The following is a 20,153-nucleotide window of genomic DNA, read 5'->3' on the forward strand; positions in this document are numbered from 1 at the left end:
GTTAAAGCTGCTTCAAAAAGTTTACTGACGGGGCGAAAAATGCAGACCCCATGTCGGCTTGTGTAAAATCGAGCCAATGGTCATAACATTCGCCCTGCCCTAATCGGCTTTTGAGTACCTGTTCAAACGCATCACCTTGCGCTGCACACGACACCATTAAAATGCCCTGTTTATGAACGTCACCAAACGGCATGCTTTGATTGAGTATGAGAGGCTGACCCTTTTCATCTTTTAATTCACTTCGTACTGCATGACTCGTTTCAACAGCTGGCATTATTAACGTGTTATCAAGACGTGTACGCCCCATGATTTGCTCTTGCTCAGATAACGACAAATGTTGCCACACGCTTAGGTCATGCACAAAACGCTGCACATGAATATAACTTCCCTGATCTTCAAAATGACCCGGCTTATCAATCAGTGCGGTGCTTCGCTTTTGTCGCCCATGCGGAGTGTCTCCCGCATAAATAAAGCCATTAAAATCGCGGCCATCTAAAAAGCGAAAGTTACGAACTTGTTCCACCAACTCAACATCAGGTGTAAATAATTTAATGATTTGTAGAGCAAAAAGGTGATTTACATCTTCACGATCAGAGCGAATTTGCACAAACAAATCGAATGGCTGCGCACTCATGACGTGCTCACTGTGCGTCACATTTGGAAAGCTTTGTAATTGGCTTGGAATAAACTCTGGCAGTATATGTGGCCAGTACTGCGCACCAAGCGCAACCACACATGACAACATGGCTTCAGAGAATTGGTCTGCAAACTCGTCTTGAATGACGCTTACGCGTTTAAGTTTTTTGCGTAATGACTCATCGTGACCATCATAAACATTAAAAAACAGGTGCAAACCGTGTAAGTTTGCTTCAGCACAAATCCCAGATTGCGCTTGCGCCATAATGAATCCTTAGCTACTCGTTATCAAACATACAGACAAGGAATTCAGGATTATAACGTTCTGTTTAATCTTCGAAAAAATTGACCGTATGTGGCATTATTTTTATTTTTACTGGTTGCTCGACCGCTAGTACACGATCATTTTCGGCAGCAACTTCTAGCTCCTGCCCAGCAATACGTACCTTATACACATAACGCGTACCGATAAAACGTCTGTTTAGTATGGCTTGACTACTTACATCGCCGTGCTCTGCCTCACATAACTTAATATGATGAGGTCGTACATACACCACACCGTGTTGACCTTGATGCTTGCTTTCGGTTAGCGAATGTATGACACCATACGTCGTTTCATATTCAGTTGGCGTTAAGACTTTTGCCGTTAAGTATATGCCCGTACCAAGAAACTCTGCAACCTCCTTTGAGTTAGGTTGGCTAAATAACTGCTCGGGAGTGCCTTGTTGCGCTATTTTTCCACCGTGCATCACCGCAAGCGTATCAGCAAAGGCAAACGCTTCTTCTTTTGAGTGCGTCACAAAAACAGCGGAAACTTGTTGGTCTTTTATAATCCGACGAATATCAGCAATTAATTCAAAACGCACTTGGGTATCAATGTTCGAAAATGGCTCATCAAGTAGTAATAAACTGGGTTTATATGCCAAAGCTCTCGCTATTGCGACACGTTGTTGCTGCCCACCGGAGAGTTGATGTGGGTATCGTTTTGCACAGCCATCTAGTTTAACCAACCTGAGCATTTCACTCACGCGCTCACGTTTTTGTGCTTTACTCATATTGCTCAAACCAAAGGCAATGTTATCGCTTACTGTTAGATGCGGAAACAAAGCGTAATCTTGAAACATCATGCCGATATTTCGTTTTTCTGGCGCAATAAAATGATGATTGTCATTGACCACTTGTGAGTCGATACTCATGTATCCTTGCGATGGCTGTAAAATACCTGCAATTGCTTTTAACGTGGTGGTTTTACCACACCCACTGGCGCCTAATAAACAGACTATTTCGTCTTGCTTCACATTTAGAGTAAGCTCACTCAATACCTTAGTGCCATTATATTGGTAGGCTAAGTCTTTAATTATCAAATGACTCATGAGTGATTGTGCTCCATCGAACGATTAACGAAATACAAAGGAATTAGTCCTACTAAAACAATAAACAAGGCCGAAATAGACGCTAACTCTAATTGTTCATCACTGACATACTGAAAAACATGCGTGGCCAAAGTTTCAAAGTTAAATGGACGCAAGAGCAATGCGGCGGGTAGCTCTTTCATACATTCAATAAATACTAATAATCCTGCGGTTAATATACCGCGTTTTAGCAAGGGTAAATGAACTTTATACAGGGTTGTAAAAGGCCCTTTGCCCATTGATTGACTCGCCATATCGAGTGAGGGGCTGATACGTAAGAAACTACTTTCAAGCGCTCCATGCGCAATTGCATAGAAACGCACTATATAAGCAAAAACCATCGCAAATAGAGTACCACTTAATACTAGGCCTAACGAAAAACCGTGCGGCTCTAACCATGCATTCAGTAAGTCATCAAGCTGCGTTAAAGGCAGTAAAACGGCGATAGCAAGCACCGTGCCTGGTAGTGCGTACCCTGTACTCGCTAGACGTCCAGGAATAAGGGGGTAACGGTCTTTACTTATGCGTTGATAAAACAGCACACATAAGCTCAGTATAATAGTCGCCAGGCTCACGACGACAGCAACCTTGAGGCTTTGCCATGCATAATTAAAAAATGCACCATTCCACGCATCTTCCGCATACACAATAGCGTACTTCACAAGCACTGCCACGGGTAATAAAAACGCCAGCAGCAAAGTAAGGCTACAGGCTATTGTTGCCCCCCAGGCTGCGCTGCCTTTTAAGCTGTATAACGTCGCACTATTAACACTTGATTGGCGCTCATATACGGCTTGGTTTCTTCGGCTGTAGCGCTCAAGCATCAGGGTTAAGAATAAAATGAGCAACATAATGCCAGAAATTTTTGCAGCCGCAGTGAGAGAGTAATACCCCAACCAGGTATCGTAAACGGCGGTCGTCAATGTACTCACAGCAAAATAATTCACTGTTGCAAAGTCAGCCATCGCCTCCATGCTAATTAAGGTAATACCCGCCACAATAGCGCCGCGGCCAAGTGGCAAGCTTACTCGTAAGAAGCTTTGCAAAGGGGACAACCCCATTAACTGGCTGGCTTGCACAAGTTTAAATGATTGCTCTCTCAGTGCTGTTTTGAAAATTAAATACAGGTAGGGATACAACACAAGGGCAATCATCACAATTGCTCCTGTTAAGGTACGAATATCGAAAAACCAATAGTCATCCGGCGATTGCCAACCAAACCAATCACGTAGCGCAATTTGTACGGGACCTGCATAATCGAGTAAGTCCGTGTAAACATAAGCAATTAAGTAGGTCGGCATGGCAAGTGGCAGCATGAGCGCCCACTCAAATTGCTTTCGCCCCGGAAACTCACAATACGCAGTCAACCACGCTAATGGCAGCGCGATGAGGCAACTTAAAAGCCCGACTCCAGCAATCAAGAATAGAGTATTGCGGGTGTAATCCCACAACACAGTATCAAACAAGTGCTGAAACACATCAGAGCCTCCTTGCAGAGACTCCACTAATAAAAAGCCAAGAGGTGTTACAAGCAATAACCCGATAAACCAAGCTATTAACTGCCAGCGAGACAACGAAAACTTCACATGCATACGAGGCTGTTATTCCTTCATTAATAACAGGGCGATATAAAACAAAAGCTGTTTAAGCAATGCCGCTTAAACAGCTTTTTCAAATTTTTAAGCTGGAATAACGCTTTGTGCGTTATAAATCAAACTTCACTTCATCAATTAGCTTAAGTGCCACAGGGCGATATTTGCTAATTTCATCAAGCGACAAAGTATCTTCTTTAAATTTGCCCCATGATGCCACCATATCAGATAAAGCAACCCCTTGTTTTACTGGGTACTCCATATTAACTGAGGCATACATATTTTGCGCTTTATTGTCGGTCATATACTCAATCAGTTTCAAGGCATTTTCAGGGTTTTTGGCATATTTCGTCATCACCACCCCCGATACATTAATATGTGAGCCTCGGTTTGTTTGATTAGGGAAGTTAATATGCACCGCTTCAGCCCATGACTTTTGCTGCTCATCCTGCAACATTTTACCAAAGTAATAACTATTACCTAAGGCAATATCACACAGCCCTTCTTTTACCGCTTTAACTTGTGCACGGTCGTTACCTTGTGGTTTACGAGCTAAATTTGATTTTACGCCTTCAAGCCATTCTTTTGTTTTTACTTCACCGTGATGCGCCACCATAGACGCTACTAGGCCTAAGTTATAAGGGTGCTTACCAGGGCGCGTACATAATTTGCCTTTGTATTTTGGATCGGCTAAGTCTTCATAACTCAGTGTGGGTAACGCGCCAACTCGCTCTTTTGCTGAGTAGACATTGCGCACTCGTTTAGTAAGTGCAATCCACTGCCCTTGTTCATCACGAAAAGTACTGGGGACATTTGCATTAACAATATCACTGTTAATTGATTGCGTTAAACCAAGCTCTTCTAACTGTACAAGCGCACTAAAATTTGACGTCAAAACGAGATCAGCCTTGCTATGCTTACCTTCGCGCTTTACGCGTTCAATCAGGCCCTTTTTAGCAAAAACAACATTGGTTTTTATGCCCGTTTGCTGAGTGAAATCATCTAAAATTGGTTGAATTAAAAAAGGTTGTCGGAATGAATATATATTAACGACATCCGCTGAAAGTGCAGGTGTGCTTAGTAAAGCCGTGAATAAGACTAACGCTGTTTTTTTCATTATTTAACACCTAAATAAAAACAATTCTCAAAATATTTTACCTACACTTAAGGCAAAGTGCACCTGTTAATAGTCATAAAACAATCATGCTAGCTGCCATTTAGGAAGTTACTTGTGAGAGATATCTTACCTACATGGCAGCTATTGAGTAAAAGCAGACAGCAAAAACCACATAAAAACCCATAACAAACTGAAAATAAACAATTTAATTAAAATGACAATAAAATGACCGCTATTTTAAGCACGATTTTGACCTACTCGCGCTTGGCAATTTCTCTATAATTAACTTATCAGCTAAGCATGAAGCTTTATGAGTAGATGGATAGGGAAGCATTACTCATATCAAACCTCGGATAAGGTTCATTAGGATAGTAAGGATATTAGGACAGGCTCAGGAAGAGTAACGCAAGGGAATGACAGCTTATGGACAGCATCAGGATGATGTGAAATGGAATAACAACAGGGTGTTGTTATACAGGAGTTCAAAAAGTGGAATAAAGGACAGGTCGTAAGGACAACGCAAGGGAATTGCTAATAAAGGGATAGCATCATGATGATGCGTAATGGAAAGGTAAAGTATTTACCAGCACGGATGTAAAGGAATGGACAGGATATAGACCCGGAGAGTCTTTATTACACAGAACAACTAAGTACAGTGTAATGGCATGGATTTGCAAAGTTTATGGAGTTGATTAGATTCAATTGCAGGATGCAGAAAATTAAGAAGATTCCGCAAGCGCGACTAGAGATAGTTCGCGCTTTTCTTTTGCATACTACCTACCCGCAATAATACTCAATCATTTTGAAGGATTAAAAGCTGACGTAAACAACGTTAAAAGTTTCTCATTTAATAAAACCTAATCACAAAACTGATACCTTGTTACCAACGCGCTTTTTTACCTCTGACTTTTATTGCCTCAACTTTTATTGCCTCAAAATAGAGCGCTCAATAAATCAAATTGATACAAGAATTACTCTGGGCGACCTTTGTTTCTTTTACCAAGCAAATAGGCATCTCTAAAGTTAATAAAGTGCTCTTCTAGCCTGCTGGTTGCTTCTTCTTCACCGGCAAGTGCCAAAACCATAATAGCGACTTCAGCCGTTCCTAGCTGGTGTTCATGGGGAGCGACACGTAAACGATAATCAGACAACTTTTCAGGCGTGATAGACAGCACGGGTAAGTGATCTAAGTAGGGACTTTTACGGATCATCTTTTTAGCTTCACGCCAAGTGCCATCTAAAAAGATAAAAAGCGGACGCTTGCCTTGTTCAGGTATCACCTCGGTAATCACACGGTTTTCGTCCTCAACATCACTGGCAGGAAAAATAACCATCGGCTGATACTGAGGATCGGCCAATAAACTTAGAAGCGCGCTATCTGGATTTGTTCGATCCCATTTAAATGCGTGGTTATCGGGAATAATTTCTGCAATTAAGCGCCCTGTATTAGAGGGTTTAAAACTCTCGTTATGATACATCAATAGGCATACAGCGGCTTCACATTCAGCCTGTTGAACACCTTCACAAATGCAGTAGTGTTCTGCTAATAAGCACCGTTCGCAGCGTGTGAGTTTTGCTCCTCGGGCTTTAAATTCTCGGCGAGATTCGCCCAATTGTTTAGCACGAAGTACCAAGACGGAGTTATTTGAGATAGTAGCCACTGTGTTTACCAGAAAATTGAACGGCGCGTATTGTAGCTAAAAATAGCAGGAATAGAAATCAATGCGAGTGGTTAGTGGTTAGTGGTTAGTGGTTAGTGGTTAGAAAAAATAACCCCACATTTTTTATGTGTGTAATCTACCTTCTACTTTATCGGGGTCAGATCAAACTTCTAACTTCTAATCTCTAACTTCTAATCTCTAACTTCTAATCTCTAACTTCTAATCTCTAACTTCTAATCTCTAACTTCTAATTTCTAACCTCTAAATTCTAATTCCTAATACTTAATCCCTATAAATAACAAAAAACCCAGCCGGAGCTGGGTTTTTAAAACGATTAGTCAAAAGAAATTACTTCTTTTTAACTGCTTTTTTGTTTGGAAGGTCAGTAATTGAACCTTCGAAGATTTCAGCAGCTAGACCGATTGATTCGTTTAGCGTTGGGTGAGCGTGAATAGTTAACGCAAGGTCTTCACCGTCTGCGCCCATTTCAACGGCTAAGCCGATTTCGCCTAGCATCTCACCAGCATTGATACCCACCATAGCACCACCGATAACACGACCAGAGTCTTTATCGAAGATAAGCTTAGTTTGACCTTCAGTACGTGCTGAAGCGATTGCACGACCAGACGCAGCCCATGGGAATACAGCTGTTTCGATGCTTAAACCTTGCTCTTTCGCTTCTTTTTCAGTTACACCAACCCATGCAATTTCTGGATCTGTGTAAGCGATTGAAGGGATACACTTAGGATCGAAGTAGTGCTTCTGACCAGAGATAACTTCTGCCGCAACGTGTGCTTCATGAACCGCTTTGTGCGCAAGCATTGGTTGACCAACGATATCACCGATAGCGAAGATGTGATCAACGTTTGTTTTAAGTTGCTTATCAACATTAATGAAACCACGCTCATCAACGTTAACGCCCGCTTTATCTGCATCAAGTAGTTTACCGTTTGGAGTACGGCCAACAGCAACAAGTACTTTGTCGTAACGTACAGGCTCAGCAGGTGCGTTTTTACCTTCAAATGTTACATATAAACCGTCGTCTTTTGCTTCAACGCCAGTTACTTTAGTAGATAGCATTACGTTGAACTTGTTCTTAACGTATTTTTGGTAAATCTTGATAACGTCTTTATCAGCAGCGGGTACTAATTGATCAGCAAACTCAACAACGTCGATTTCAGAACCCAGTGCACGGTACACCGTACCCATTTCAAGACCAATGATACCACCACCTAGTACAAGTAGTTTCTCAGGAACGTCTTTAAGCTCAAGCGCACCAGTCGAATCAATTACACGGTCATCTTCAGGGATGAAAGGTAGATTTACTGGTTGTGAACCTGCAGCAATAATAGCATTGTCGAATGTGATTGTTGTAGTACCTTCTTCACCTTCAACAGCCAGGGTGTTGCTACCAGTGAATTTACCGTAACCATAAACCACTTTCACTTTACGCATTTTAGCCATGCCGTCTAGGCCGCCAGTTAACTGACCGATTACAGACTCTTTCCAATCACGGATTTTGTCTAGGTCAATTTCAGGCTTACCAAAAGTAACGCCATGAGATGACATTTCTGCTGCGTCATCAATCACTTTAGCTACGTGTAAAAGTGCTTTTGAAGGAATACAACCCACGTTTAGACATACACCGCCTAATGTGTTGCGAGACTCTACCAATGTGACTTCTAAGCCCAAGTCAGCAGCACGGAAAGCTGCAGAATAACCACCAGGACCACCGCCTAGTACAACAACTTGAGTTTTTAATTCGTTGCTCATGCTATTACCTTAAATGTTTGAACGGGAACACTGCCCCTAAGTTAAACTGCCATGTTTCTGCAAGGCAGAAAGTGAGAGCAGATATCTATACAAAGATTGTTCTATGACAAAGATTGTATCATTGCCAATGGTAAAAATCCCAGCAAAAAACACCTTGCTGGGATTTGATTCTTATAAATTATGACGCGATTACATCACCAATTGGCGAATATCGCTCATATAGCTTGCTAGCGTCACAGTAAAGCGTGCTGCTAGTGCACCGTCAATAACCCTATGGTCGTATGACATTGATAATGGAACCATTAACTTAGGTTCAAACTCTTTGCCATTCCATTTAGGTTTCATCTCCGATTTAGAGACACCTAAAATAGCCACTTCTGGTGCATTTACGATAGGCGTGAATGCGGTACCACCGATACCACCAAGGCTTGAAATTGTAAAACAACCGCCTTGCATGTCAGATGACGTTAGTTTGCCATCACGCGCCTTAGCCGACACGTCCATTAGCTCGCGAGAAAGCTCAATGATGCCTTTCTTATCAACATCTTTGAATACTGGCACAACCAAACCATTAGGTGTATCGACTGCAACACCAATGTTGATGTATTTCTTCAAGATTAAACTTTCACCGTCTTCAGACAACGAAGAGTTAAATGTCGGGAACTCAGCCAGAGCTTTCGCTGCTGCCTTCATGACAAACACAAGTGGCGTGATTTTAACACCCAGCTTTTTCTTCTCAGCCAGTGCATTTTGCTCTTTGCGGAATGCTTCAAGACTGGTGATATCAGCTTCATCAAACTGTGTAACGTGTGGGATTTGCACCCAGTTACGGTGTAAGTTAGCACCTGACAGTTTTTGAATACGTGATAATTTCTTCTCTTCAATCTCACCAAACTTGCTAAAGTCAACTTTTGGCCATGGAATAAGACCCAGCTCACCACCGCCTGTATTGCCTTTGCCTGCATTACCTGATTCAACTTGCTTCACAAGTTCTTTAACGTAGTTTTGCACGTCTTCTTTAACAACACGATTTTTACGACCCGTGCCTTTAACGTTTGCTAAGTTAATACCAAACTCACGCGCTAAACGACGAACAACTGGCGATGCATGTGCATACGCGTTGTTATCGGCAAACTCTTCTTTGCTAGCTTGTGCTGAAGCTGGCTTAGCCGCAGGGGCTGCCTCTGCTTTTGCTGCTGGCGCAGGTGCCGACTCTGTTTTCGCTTTAGGCGCTGATGCTTTTGCACTGCCCGCAACTTCAAATACAAAGATAAGAGAACCTGTTGAAACTTTATCGCCTGCAGCAACTTTGATTTCTTTAACCGTACCAGCAAAGGGTGCTGGTACTTCCATTGAAGCCTTATCACCTTCAACGTTTAAGATTGATTGATCTTCTGACACGCTATCGCCAACAGCAACCATGACTTCGGTTACTTCAACTTCATCACCACCGATATCAGGCACGTTAACTTCTTTTGTGCTTGATGCAGTGTCAGCGGCCGCTTCGTCAGCAGGTGCAGACTCTGCTGTCGGAGCGTCAGAGTCACTTGATGCTGTTTCGAAAACAAAGATTAAAGAGCCTGTTTTAACTTTATCGCCTGTCGCGATTTTGATCTCTTTAACGGTACCCGCAAATGGTGCAGGTACTTCCATTGACGCTTTGTCACCTTCAACGCTTAATAAAGATTGCTCTTCTTCAACCGTATCACCAACAGCAACCATGATGTCAGTCACTTCAACTTCGTCGTCACCGATATCTGGTACCGTTACGTCTTGCGTCGCTGAACCTGAAGGTTGCTTAGCAGGCTCTGGCTTTGATTCTTCTTTTGCTTCAGAAGATGCAGAAGCTTGCTCTTCACCTTCGAAGATCATAATAAGTGAACCCGTCGTAACAGTGTCCCCTTCGGCTACTTTAATTTCTTTAACCGTTCCTGCTTGTGCAGCAGGCACTTCCATTGATGCTTTATCGCCTTCAACCGTTAATAACGACTGATCAACCTCAACCTTATCACCAACGCTAACAAGGATTTCGGTTACTTCAACGTCATCGCCACCGATATCTGGTACTTTAATTTCAATACTCATTGGAACCTCTTATGCGTATAGCGGGTTAACTTTGTTAGTGTCGATGTCGAACTTCTTGATTGCTTCTGCAACCACAGACTTCTCAACTTCACCACGTTTAGCAAGTTCAGATAATGTTGCAACAACAACATAACCTGCATTAACTTCAAAGTGACGACGTAAATTTTCACGGCTATCAGAACGACCGAAACCGTCTGTACCAAGTACTTTGTAGTTACTGCTTGGTACAAATGAACGAACTTGCTCTGCGTAGTTCTTCATGTAATCCGTTGCGGCAACTGTTACAGCGTCTGACAATGCTTCAGTGATGTAAGCAGTCTTTTGCTCTGCATCTGGGTTAAGCATATTGAAACGCTCAACATCTTGACCATCACGTGTTAATTCATTGAATGAAGTCACTGAGAATACATCTGAACCAATACCGTACTCTTCACTTAAGATTTGGGCAGCTTTACGTACTTCAATCATGATAGTACCCGAGCTTAGCAACTGTACTTTCGCTTTATCGCCAGCCACGGTTTCAAGCTTATAGATACCTTTACGAATACCTTCTTCAGCGCCTTCAGGCATTGCTGGTTGATGGTAGTTTTCGTTCATCAGTGTTAGGTAATAGAACACGTTCTCTTGATCTTCACCGTACATACGACGAATACCGTCTTGCATAATAACTGCAACTTCGTAAGCGTAAGTTGGGTCATAAGAAATACAGTTAGGCACTGTGTTAGCAAGAATATGGCTGTGACCATCTTCGTGCTGCAAACCTTCACCATTTAACGTTGTACGACCTGCAGTGGCACCTAATAAGAAACCACGTGCTTGTTGGTCACCCGCCATCCATGCCATATCACCAACACGTTGGAAACCAAACATAGAATAGTAGATATAGAATGGGATCATAGGTAAATCGTTGGTGCTGTATGATGTTGCAGCAGCAACCCATGACGACATTGCACCTAACTCATTGATACCTTCTTGTAATACTTGACCTGATGTAGCTTCTTTGTAGTAAGAAACGATGTCACGGTCTTGAGGCGTGTAATTTTGGCCATGTGGGTTATAAATACCGATTTGACGGAATAAACCTTCCATACCAAATGTACGTGCTTCGTCAGCAATGATAGGCACAATATTTTTGCCAATACCTTTGTCTTTAAGCAACACATTAAGTGCACGAACAAAGCCCATTGTTGTAGAAATGTCGCGCTTTTGCTCTTCAAGTAATGGTTTAAATGCCTCTACTTCTGGTAAGACTAACTTTTCAGAGAATTTAGCAATACGCTTCGGTGTGTAACCTTGAAGTGCTTCACGGCGAGCGTGTAAGTATTTGTACTCTTCTGAGCCTTCTTCAAGTGTTAAGTATGGAAGATCAGCTAATTGATCATCTGACACAAGATCTTGTAAACCAAGACGCGAACGTAAGTGTGCTACGTGTGTCATGTCCATTTTCTTAACTTGGTGTGCGATGTTTTTACCTTCAGCCGCTTCACCCATGCCGTAACCTTTAACCGTTTTCGCTAGGATAACAGTTGGACGGTCTTTCGTTTCTTCTGCTTTTTTGAATGCTGCGTAAAGCTTTGATGGCTCATGACCACCACGCTTAAGTGCGAAGATTTCTTCGTCTGTCATATCAGCAACAAGTGCTGCTGTTTCTGGATAACGACCAAAGAAGTGCTCACGCACGTAGGCACCGTCTTTTGCTTTATATGTTTGGTAGTCACCGTCAATAGTTTCGTTCATTAACTGTAGTAACTTACCGGTTGTATCTTTAGCAAGTAAGATATCCCAACCACTGCCCCATACAACTTTAATCACGTTCCAGCCTGCACCTTTAAATAGGCCTTCAAGCTCTTGAATGATTTTACCATTACCCATTACTGGGCCATCTAAACGCTGTAAGTTACAGTTGATTAGGTAACATAGGTTATCTAATTTTTCACGTGCAGCGAATGAGATTGCACCACGTGATTCTGGCTCATCCATCTCACCATCGCCTAAGAAAGCATATACGCGTTGGTTTTTAGTGTCTTTTAAGCCGCGACCATCTAAGTACTTTAAGAAACGCGCTTGGTAAATTGAAGCAATTGGACCCAGACCCATCGATACCGTAGGGAACTGCCAGAATTCAGGCATTAATTTCGGGTGTGGGTACGAAGGAAGACCTTTACCATCAACTTCTTGACGGAAGTTATCAAGCTGCTCAGCTGTTAAACGACCCTCAACGAATGCACGCGCATAGATACCTGGAGAAATATGACCTTGATAATAAACTAAGTCACCGCCGTCTACATCGTTTGGCGCTTTAAAGAAGTGATTAAAACAAACTTCATAAAAAGCCGCTGAAGACTGGTAAGACGCCATATGGCCGCCTAAGTCGAGATCTTTTTTCGACGCGCGTAATACGATCATAATCGCATTCCAACGAATGATTGAACGAATACGACGCTCAACATTCACATCACCTGGGTAGGCTGGTTCTTGATCTACTGGAATGGTATTAACGTAGTTAGTAGTTGTGCCAGTAGGCATATCAACACCGTCTAAACGGGCTTGCTCTAACACTTGCTCAAGTAAGAATTGAGCACGTTCTACACCTTCTTCACGCACAACAGACTCAAGGGCTTGTAACCACTCTTGTGTTTCTAGCGCGTCTACGTCAATTTTATTGACTTCAGACATATGGAGGTTTCCTTATGTTTAAAATACTAATTATTTTAATAAATCTTAAATTAAGTAGTTAACTAAACTTAGCTAATCACTTGCTTAATGTTGTTTGGTGCGTCTTAAACTACGTTCAATCCGCGAATGCTCTTTGCCAGCCTCAAGTAAGGCTTCTTCGATAAAGGCCAAGTGAGCATTACTAGCAAGGCGTGCTTGCTCTGGGTTTCCTTCAATAACCGCATCCATTAACAGTCGTCTATGCTCTGCGAGCTGCTGGCTGATTTGCGGCTTTTTTAACAGTACAGTTAAATTTTGTAATACATTTTGCTCAAGCAATGCTTGCATACCACGCACTAAGTGCAGCAACACGACATTATGAGACGCTTCAGCTACGCTGAAATGAAATGCATTAATTGCTTTTGCTTTTTGCACAATGTCATCATTTACAAGCGCAATATTGTCAAAGCTTTGTTTTACTTTTTTAAAATCATTCGTCGTACCACGCATTGCAGCATAATAAGCTGCGATTCCCTCAAGAGCATGACGAAATTCAAGTAAATCAAATTGTGATTCAGGATGTTTACTTATCAAATCAAAGAGTGGATCAGTAAGCCCCTCTTCAAGCTGATTTTTTACAAACGTGCCACCCCCTTGACGACGCGTGACTAAGCCTTTAGCTTCCAGCTTTTGAATAGCCTCTCGAAGTGATGGACGCGATACTTCAAACTGTTTCGCTAACTCACGTTCAGGAGGTAATTTTTCGCCTGGCGCTAACGACCCCTCAAGAATCATATTCTCAAGTTGTTGTAAAATTACATCAGATAATTTTGCTGCTTTTATCTTTAAAGACATTTATCAACGTCCGCGTTGTTTCGGCCAAGCCCGCTAAACACAGGGTTTTTAGCCATAAGACTCAACCAAAAGGTAAATTGGTCATACCAAATTTGTAGCATACGTTATCAAAAACCGGTATTTCTGTCAATTTCACTGCGCTCAGCGCCAACTGACACGGTACTCCATTTTGCATAAAGATTAAACAGTATGGAAGAAAGTCGCTATTTCGGAAGAAGAAAACAATAAAAAATAAATGGTCAGACCAGATTGACAAGCACGCTCTTAGAAGTCAGCTATTCGATGTTAGCTGATTTGAGTGGCTTTGTAGAAAGGCAAAGTAGGAAGCATTTCAGTGCTGAAAAATCAAAACTCAAACGACGTACATTAACAGAATGATTCATGACTGAAATCATTCCTACAAGCTTTACTCTTGCAACTTGCTGACTTTAAAAGCCGTTCTCGGCTAAAGCCAGCCCTTGCAACTCGCTAACTATACTACGCCAACCCACCAAATAGAGTGAGTGCGGCAATAATGACTAAAAAGAACAACACATTACGTTTTACGAGTTTCATCATACAGGTTGCCTCATAAGTGCAACCAACAAACTGCTGCTCAATTTGCTCTGCAGCCAAAGCTGTTTGAGTAACAACTTTGCGATTGCTTACTGAAAAGTCCAACACGTATTTCAACCAGCAACTGGTTCCTTTATTAAAGTTGCCAATAACAAGATAACCAAAACTTGCAATGCGCGCAGGTAACCAATCTAACCAAAATAATAAGGTATGAATTAGTTTAAAGCGTTTTGCATACACCATATTATGGTTTTCTCTTACCTTGTCAGCGTAAGTACGCACTAAGCTATAGAGTATTGCGCCCGGTACACCCAATATCACAAACCAAAAAATAACAGCACAATAAAAGCGGAAATTAAGCCACGCGAGTGTTTGCCCGAATGTTTCCCCTTGGGGCTCAGCTTCTGTTTTCTTTTGGCCCATTTGTAATGCAAATAATGTCGCAGCTTCTTGATCGTTTCGCGTTAGGGCATTGAGATAAGACTTATACAGTGCTCGTTGCTTAGCACAGCCAAAACACGTTAATAACACCACGGTGTTAACCGCTAATTGCCATACTATAAAATCTGATAACTTATAAACTAAGGCAATAGCAATCACTGGTAACATTAACCAGATAAGAAAACCAACGGGCGAATTAAATAAGCCTTTATCTGATAAGTGTTTTTTAGAGTGCTTTAGGTAGTGATCGGCATAAAAACCAATTTGCCAGTAATCAGCCCGCGCCCCAAGACGCTCAATGACTAGCGCAACTATAATTGAAATCAAGATCATGCTTGTTACCTATATCCTTTAAATTAAAACACTAAATCAAAAAAGTATGGCCAATCAAAACTCTCGCCCGGATCCGTTTTTCTACCGGGTGCAATATCGCAGTGGCCGACAATACGAGAGCGGGTTATTTTTGGGTATTTATCTATAAGTGCCTTTGTCACTAAGTGTAATGCATTATATTGTGCTTGGGTATACGGCTCAGTATCAGTACCTTCAAGCTCAATACCTACACTAAAGTCATTACATTGCTGACGGCCATTAAACTCAGACACACCTGCATGCCAAGCACGCTTTTCAAATGGCACATATTGAATCACTTCACCCGTACGACGAATAAAACAATGCGCAGATACTCTAAGCCCCTTTAAGTCTACAAAACTATCGTGTGCCTCACAGTCTATGCAACCCATGAATAAATCATCCACATATCGCGTGCCAAACTGCCCTGCGGGTAGCGAAATATTGTGAATCACAAGTAATGACACTTCATTATCAGGACGCGCATCATAATGCCTGCATGGCCGCTGTAACACACTGTTTAACTGGCCTAATTCGTTTATATGCATATTAAAAACTAACAATGACAATAAAGTTAAACAGTGTAAATGGTTCGCTACTCAGGGTCTAGCCGCATTCATTTGTGAAGCCACCCACAAGGACTTTTAATCCACGTTAGCGATAAATCTTTAACTTCTAATACAAGGTCAAACATAGTAAAATTTAGCCAATTTATTAATAAACAATGAGCTTTCGACATGTCAGTCCCTCACTCTTTAATTAGCCAACTGGTTAAACTCGCCCTTGATGAAGATTTGGATTACCAAAATGCAAACGACGGTGATATCACGGCTCAACTCATCCCTGAAAACGAGCAAGCGAATGCCAAAGTAATTACTCGTGAAGACTGTGTATTTTGTGGCAAAGACATTATTTTAGAAGTGTTCAAGCAAGTAGATGCAACGGTAAAAGTTGATGTATTAGTAAACGATGGTGATAAAGTCGCTGCAAATGCCACCTTATTTACAGCGTCTGGTTCTGCACGTGCCATTTTAACCGCAGAGCGTACAGCGCTTAATTTTGTGCAAACGCTTTCGGGTACAGCAACAACCACAGCCCACTACGTTAAAGAACTTGCAGGAACAACCACGCAGTTACTTGATACTCGTAAAACGATTCCGGGCTTACGTGCGTTGCAGAAGTACGCAGTCAAATGCGGCGGCGGCGCGAATCATCGTATTGGTTTATTCGATGCATTCTTAATTAAAGAAAACCACATTGCAGCATGTGGTGGCATTGATAAAGCCGTGGCACAAGCAAAAGTTAATCATCCATCAAAACCTGTAGAAGTCGAAGTTGAATCTTTAAATGAGCTTGAGCAAGCCATTCATGCGGGTGCTGATATCATCATGCTTGATAACTTTACTGTGGAACAAATACAGCAAGCCGTCATCCTTACTGATAAGCGAGCAAAATTAGAAGTGTCTGGCAATATGACCCTTGAAACACTAAAAGCTTATTCGCAAGCAGGTGTTGATTTTATCTCAAGCGGCGCACTTACAAAAAATTTACAATCAATCGACCTATCGATGCGCTTTAACGCGTAACCCCACCCCATTTTTGCGTATTTAATGTTTACCTAATTCGTTGACAACGAAATAAAAAAAGCATTAAATACGTAAAAAGCCTGAATCGGTAACAAAAAATCAATAACTTTTCAGTTCTTTTAGTTCTTTAGTATCATTGTGTCCTAATGACTTACGTAAGTTTACAATTAATTCAATAAGTTCCAGCAAGGATGCATGTGTATAAATAGTTCAATTATGGATTTTTAAGCTTGATCTGTCTCAAACTAAAGTAGGAAACTTCTGAAAAACCAGTTATCTAGCCGGAAAATTGCTTTCAAATACATTAATTGATGCTAAAGTAAATTAACAAACACTTAATGAACAAAAGTTTAAAATCAACTTGTTAACAATCACGATTTTTAACAGAGGTTTTAAGTAAAACTGTAAGAATAGTCCTGTATGTTTAGCATCGATTTTACAATGCTGATCTAACAGCTAAACTTACAAAACATCATATCCTTTAGGAGAGGAACAAAATGACACAACAAAAGCAACAGGGTTTCACCCTAATTGAATTAATGATTGTTATCGCAATCATCGGTATTCTTGCAGCAATCGCTCTACCGCAGTATCAGACTTACACCAAAAAAGCACGCTTTTCTGAAGTTGTTTTAGCAGCATCTTCGGCGAAAGGCTTAGTAGATGTATGTTTTCAAACACGTGGGGCTGGTACTTTAACTAACTGTGATGAAGCTTCAGAGATTGGTCTAAATGCAGCTGGTGCAGCCGCAGGTGAGCACGTTGCTAGCGTAGCAATCGCACCCACAACTGCAGCTATTACCGCTACAGGAGCTGCAACAGTAGATAGTGTAGATTATGTTCTGACACCAACTCCAGCAACTGATGCTGGTGGTAACTCTTTAGGTACACTAACTTGGGCACAAACTGGCTCATGTATTGCAGCTGGTATCTGTTAATAATTTAAGCCAAGTTTTGTGATTAGACATAACGGCTTTACGCTAATTGAGCTAATGATAACAATTGCCATAATTGGTCTATTATTATCATTAGCCCTTCCTGCATATAATAATCAATTTAAACGCTCTAAGTTTACTGAAGTTGTACTAGCTACCAATGCGGTTCAAAGAGCCATTGAACTTTGCTACCATAGAAATTCTGATCTTTCTAAATGTGATAGTTTCACAAAGCTGGGCAGAAAAAAATCTGATTTTACAGCACCAAAATACATTTCAAATATAGTGATAACTAACGCCGCCGGTTTAATCATTACATCAACAGCAACAGATGCCGCATCTCTATCTTACGCGGACACATATATCATGGAAGGCAGTTTAAATAACGGCCAACTTATATGGCATCGTTCTTCAAGCAGCACCTGTATTAGCAATGGTACTTGTTAGAAAAAAACTAATCCTTCATCTGTACTTTTTAGCTTAACTAATCCCGATTTAGTAATTACCTTGCATGGTGAGAAACTGCATTCACTCGATACCGGAACACTCAAAAAATATTCATACATTTCTATTGGTGGTATAGCATTTTTTATCATCATTTCATAAAAAGCCCTCCCATTGCTTTGAATTGTTGGCTCATTAAAGTGATACATAGCTTCTTCATGAACAGGACGTCTATCTTCACCTTTTAAGACAGTGAAGTAAGAGCCTTCCCACTTAACTATATAGGCTAATCGTTGCCCATCTATCTGTGTAATACCATATACTAAGGATATGACTTGTAAAATAACTATAAAACTAAAGTTAATAGCATTCTCGAGCTTAGTTTTGAATGGTGATAATAACCAAAAGTTAAATAATGGGCCTATGATGAGGTCTATAGAAAAGATAATTACTGCTAGTCCAACCAAATCTGTTAGCATATATCTTCCATTATCAAACCAGCTAAAGAAAAGCCAAGTAGCAACTAGAAATAAGAGCAGCCCACCCACTAGAAAATGAATAAAACTCCAAACAAACTTTGTTTTATAAACCGTTAACGTATTTTGCACAATTGAGACCCGAATCCTCTGAATCTTCGTATTTAAGCAAGATAACATCACCTTATCAATTGTTTCAGCCTCAAAAGGCCGCTACTATTAAGTAAGATATTAAACATCAATCAGTAACATATGGATTTACAATGAGTAAAGTTCAAGAAAAGCAATCTTTAGATACTTTTGAATGGGTTGGTGTAAGTGCTCGAGGCAAGAAATTAGAAGGAGAGCTTTCAGGGCAAAGCATTGCCTTAGTCAAAGCTCAATTGCGTAAGCAAGGCATCACCCCTTCAAAAGTAAAACGTAAGGCAAAACCTTTATTTGGAACTCGGGTTCAAAAAATTACCCCTAAAGACATTGCTTTAATTACACGCCAAATAGCGACCATGCTAATGGCAGGTGTACCGCTTATTCAATCTATTGAAATGATAGGTTCAGGTGCTAAGAATAAAAGTGTTGCTAGGCTGATGGAAGAAATTGGTGACGAAGTGAAAGCGGGTGTGCCACTCTCGCAAGCTTTACGCAAACACCCCCGCTATTTTGATGATTTATATTGCGACCTTGTTGCGTCTGGTGAGCAATCGGGTGCCCTTGATAAAATTTTCGACCGTGTCGCACTTTATAAAGAAAAAGCCGAAGCATTAAAGTCTAAAATCAAAAAAGCAATGTTCTACCCGATTGCGGTATTAGTTGTGGCCTTAATCGTTACCTCAATCTTACTTATTTTTGTGGTGCCTCAATTCCAAGATATTTTTAACGGCTTTGGTGCTGAACTTCCTGCCTTTACTTTAATGGTGATAGGTATATCTGAATTTATGCAAGAGTATTGGTGGATAATGCTGATTGCTGTTATTGCTTTTGGCTATGCCTATAAAGAAGCCCTGCTTAAAAGCAAAAAACTCAGAGATGCCAACGACAGAGCTATATTAAAGTTACCTGTTATTGGCATGATTTTAAATAAAGCAGCAGTAGCTCGCTATGCACGCACTCTTTCAACAACCTTTGCTGCGGGTGTACCCTTGGTTGATGCGCTCGATTCAGCCGCGGGAGCCTCAGGTAATGCGGTGTACCGTTACGCTATTTTAGAAATTAAAGCAGAAGTTAGCTCAGGTAATTTGATGAACTGGGCGATGCGGAACTCTAAAATATTTCCTGATATGGTGATCCAAATGGTTGCAATTGGTGAAGAGTCAGGCTCTTTAGATGGCATGCTTGCCAAAGTAGCCACTATTTATGAGCAAGAGGTTGATGACGCAGTCGATGGCCTTTCAAGCTTATTAGAGCCGCTGATCATGGCTGTACTTGGTGTGCTGGTCGGTGGTTTAATTATTGCCATGTATTTACCTATTTTCCAGTTAGGTTCCGTCATTTAATCGATAAATAAAAATTGAGTTGATATATTGATGCTGTCTAGGCTTTCACTAATCACAGCTTAGGTAGTCGATTACAATTTTGAATGGCT

The 20,153-nt window shown here is 41.2% G+C and carries 16 protein-coding genes; 4 read left to right on the forward strand and 12 right to left on the reverse strand.

Annotation, left to right across the window (positions count from 1 at the left end; genetic code table 11):
• Nucleotide 1: 1 nt before the first annotated feature.
• The 11 genes from IT970_RS13100 to ampD all read right to left on the reverse strand — a co-directional run bounded on the left by IT970_RS13100 (nt 2) and on the right by ampD (nt 15,681).
• Entirely contained in the window at nt 2-901 is a 900-nt protein-coding gene (locus IT970_RS13100; RefSeq protein WP_118844615.1) for a Dyp-type peroxidase, read from the reverse strand.
• Between the two features lie 64 nt (nt 902-965).
• Complete coding sequence (locus IT970_RS13105; protein WP_065979650.1) at nt 966-2,009, reverse strand: ABC transporter ATP-binding protein; 1,044 nt, start codon at nt 2,007-2,009, stop codon at nt 966-968.
• Nucleotides 2,006-3,640 (reverse strand): ABC transporter permease, encoded by a 1,635-nt coding sequence (locus IT970_RS13110; protein WP_196857404.1) that lies wholly within the window; start codon nt 3,638-3,640, stop codon nt 2,006-2,008. Before IT970_RS13110 ends, IT970_RS13105 begins: the two co-directional genes overlap by 4 nt.
• 112 nt (nt 3,641-3,752) lie before the next feature.
• Nucleotides 3,753-4,757 carry a Fe(3+) ABC transporter substrate-binding protein gene (locus IT970_RS13115; protein WP_036965938.1) on the reverse strand — a complete coding sequence of 335 codons (1,005 nt, stop codon included), beginning with the start codon at nt 4,755-4,757 and terminating at the stop codon, nt 3,753-3,755.
• Between the two features lie 971 nt (nt 4,758-5,728).
• Nucleotides 5,729-6,418 carry a tRNA-uridine aminocarboxypropyltransferase gene (locus tag IT970_RS13120; RefSeq protein ID WP_036965935.1) on the reverse strand — a complete coding sequence of 230 codons (690 nt, stop codon included), beginning with the start codon at nt 6,416-6,418 and terminating at the stop codon, nt 5,729-5,731.
• A 348-nt stretch (nt 6,419-6,766) separates the two neighbouring features.
• A complete protein-coding gene (lpdA, locus tag IT970_RS13125) occupies nt 6,767-8,191 on the reverse strand; it encodes a dihydrolipoyl dehydrogenase (protein WP_036965933.1) in 1,425 nt (474 codons plus the stop codon).
• Nucleotides 8,192-8,380: 189 nt separating this feature from the next.
• Nucleotides 8,381-10,276 carry a pyruvate dehydrogenase complex dihydrolipoyllysine-residue acetyltransferase gene (gene aceF / locus IT970_RS13130; RefSeq protein WP_196857405.1) on the reverse strand — a complete coding sequence of 632 codons (1,896 nt, stop codon included), beginning with the start codon at nt 10,274-10,276 and terminating at the stop codon, nt 8,381-8,383.
• A gap of 9 nt (nt 10,277-10,285) precedes the next feature.
• Entirely contained in the window at nt 10,286-12,952 is a 2,667-nt protein-coding gene (aceE, locus tag IT970_RS13135) for a pyruvate dehydrogenase (acetyl-transferring), homodimeric type (protein WP_074988948.1), read from the reverse strand.
• Between the two features lie 84 nt (nt 12,953-13,036).
• Nucleotides 13,037-13,786, reverse strand: coding sequence for a pyruvate dehydrogenase complex transcriptional repressor PdhR (gene pdhR, locus IT970_RS13140; protein ID WP_036965924.1), 750 nt, complete (start codon nt 13,784-13,786; stop codon nt 13,037-13,039).
• A 477-nt stretch (nt 13,787-14,263) separates the two neighbouring features.
• Complete coding sequence (ampE, locus tag IT970_RS13145; RefSeq protein ID WP_196857406.1) at nt 14,264-15,115, reverse strand: beta-lactamase regulator AmpE; 852 nt, start codon at nt 15,113-15,115, stop codon at nt 14,264-14,266.
• A gap of 23 nt (nt 15,116-15,138) precedes the next feature.
• A complete protein-coding gene (gene ampD / locus IT970_RS13150; RefSeq protein ID WP_118844619.1) occupies nt 15,139-15,681 on the reverse strand; it encodes a 1,6-anhydro-N-acetylmuramyl-L-alanine amidase AmpD in 543 nt (180 codons plus the stop codon).
• 189 nt (nt 15,682-15,870) lie between these two features.
• Between ampD and nadC the strand changes: the two genes are divergently transcribed.
• The 3 genes from nadC (at nt 15,871) to IT970_RS16105 (ending at nt 18,101) form a co-directional block, all read left to right on the forward strand.
• Nucleotides 15,871-16,719 (forward strand): carboxylating nicotinate-nucleotide diphosphorylase, encoded by an 849-nt coding sequence (gene nadC / locus IT970_RS13155; protein ID WP_074988951.1) that lies wholly within the window; start codon nt 15,871-15,873, stop codon nt 16,717-16,719.
• Between the two features lie 497 nt (nt 16,720-17,216).
• Entirely contained in the window at nt 17,217-17,657 is a 441-nt protein-coding gene (locus tag IT970_RS13160; protein WP_118844620.1) for a pilin, read from the forward strand.
• Between the two features lie 18 nt (nt 17,658-17,675).
• The gene (locus tag IT970_RS16105; RefSeq protein WP_118844621.1) at nt 17,676-18,101 is read left to right on the forward strand and encodes a pilin; all 426 of its coding nucleotides are present in this window, start codon (nt 17,676-17,678) and stop codon (nt 18,099-18,101) included.
• Here the strand turns inward: IT970_RS16105 and IT970_RS13170 are convergent.
• Nucleotides 18,098-18,706 carry a fimbrial assembly protein gene (locus IT970_RS13170; protein WP_118844822.1) on the reverse strand — a complete coding sequence of 203 codons (609 nt, stop codon included), beginning with the start codon at nt 18,704-18,706 and terminating at the stop codon, nt 18,098-18,100. The genes IT970_RS16105 and IT970_RS13170 overlap by 4 nt on opposite strands.
• Nucleotides 18,707-18,837: 131 nt before the next feature.
• Between IT970_RS13170 and IT970_RS13175 the strand changes: the two genes are divergently transcribed.
• Nucleotides 18,838-20,064 (forward strand): type II secretion system F family protein, encoded by a 1,227-nt coding sequence (locus tag IT970_RS13175; RefSeq protein WP_118844622.1) that lies wholly within the window; start codon nt 18,838-18,840, stop codon nt 20,062-20,064.
• Nucleotides 20,065-20,153 lie beyond the last annotated feature (89 nt).

The sequence above is a fragment of the Pseudoalteromonas sp. A41-2 genome (assembly GCF_015767615.1).
In the GTDB taxonomy this organism is placed as follows: Bacteria; Pseudomonadota; Gammaproteobacteria; order Enterobacterales; family Alteromonadaceae; genus Pseudoalteromonas; species Pseudoalteromonas lipolytica.

Coding starts and splice junctions, on each gene's coding strand:
- nadC (WP_074988951.1), top strand. CDS start 15,871: ATGTCAGTCCCTCACTCTTTAATTAGCCAACTGGTTAAACTCGCCCTT.
- lpdA (WP_036965933.1), bottom strand. CDS start 8,191: ATGAGCAACGAATTAAAAACTCAAGTTGTTGTACTAGGCGGTGGTCCT.
- ampD (WP_118844619.1), bottom strand. CDS start 15,681: ATGCATATAAACGAATTAGGCCAGTTAAACAGTGTGTTACAGCGGCCA.
- IT970_RS13115 (WP_036965938.1), bottom strand. CDS start 4,757: ATGAAAAAAACAGCGTTAGTCTTATTCACGGCTTTACTAAGCACACCT.
- IT970_RS13100 (WP_118844615.1), bottom strand. CDS start 901: ATGGCGCAAGCGCAATCTGGGATTTGTGCTGAAGCAAACTTACACGGT.
- IT970_RS13110 (WP_196857404.1), bottom strand. CDS start 3,640: ATGCATGTGAAGTTTTCGTTGTCTCGCTGGCAGTTAATAGCTTGGTTT.
- IT970_RS13105 (WP_065979650.1), bottom strand. CDS start 2,009: ATGAGTCATTTGATAATTAAAGACTTAGCCTACCAATATAATGGCACT.
- aceF (WP_196857405.1), bottom strand. CDS start 10,276: ATGAGTATTGAAATTAAAGTACCAGATATCGGTGGCGATGACGTTGAA.
- IT970_RS13160 (WP_118844620.1), top strand. CDS start 17,217: ATGACACAACAAAAGCAACAGGGTTTCACCCTAATTGAATTAATGATT.
- IT970_RS13175 (WP_118844622.1), top strand. CDS start 18,838: ATGAGTAAAGTTCAAGAAAAGCAATCTTTAGATACTTTTGAATGGGTT.
- ampE (WP_196857406.1), bottom strand. CDS start 15,115: ATGATCTTGATTTCAATTATAGTTGCGCTAGTCATTGAGCGTCTTGGG.
- aceE (WP_074988948.1), bottom strand. CDS start 12,952: ATGTCTGAAGTCAATAAAATTGACGTAGACGCGCTAGAAACACAAGAG.
- pdhR (WP_036965924.1), bottom strand. CDS start 13,786: ATGTCTTTAAAGATAAAAGCAGCAAAATTATCTGATGTAATTTTACAA.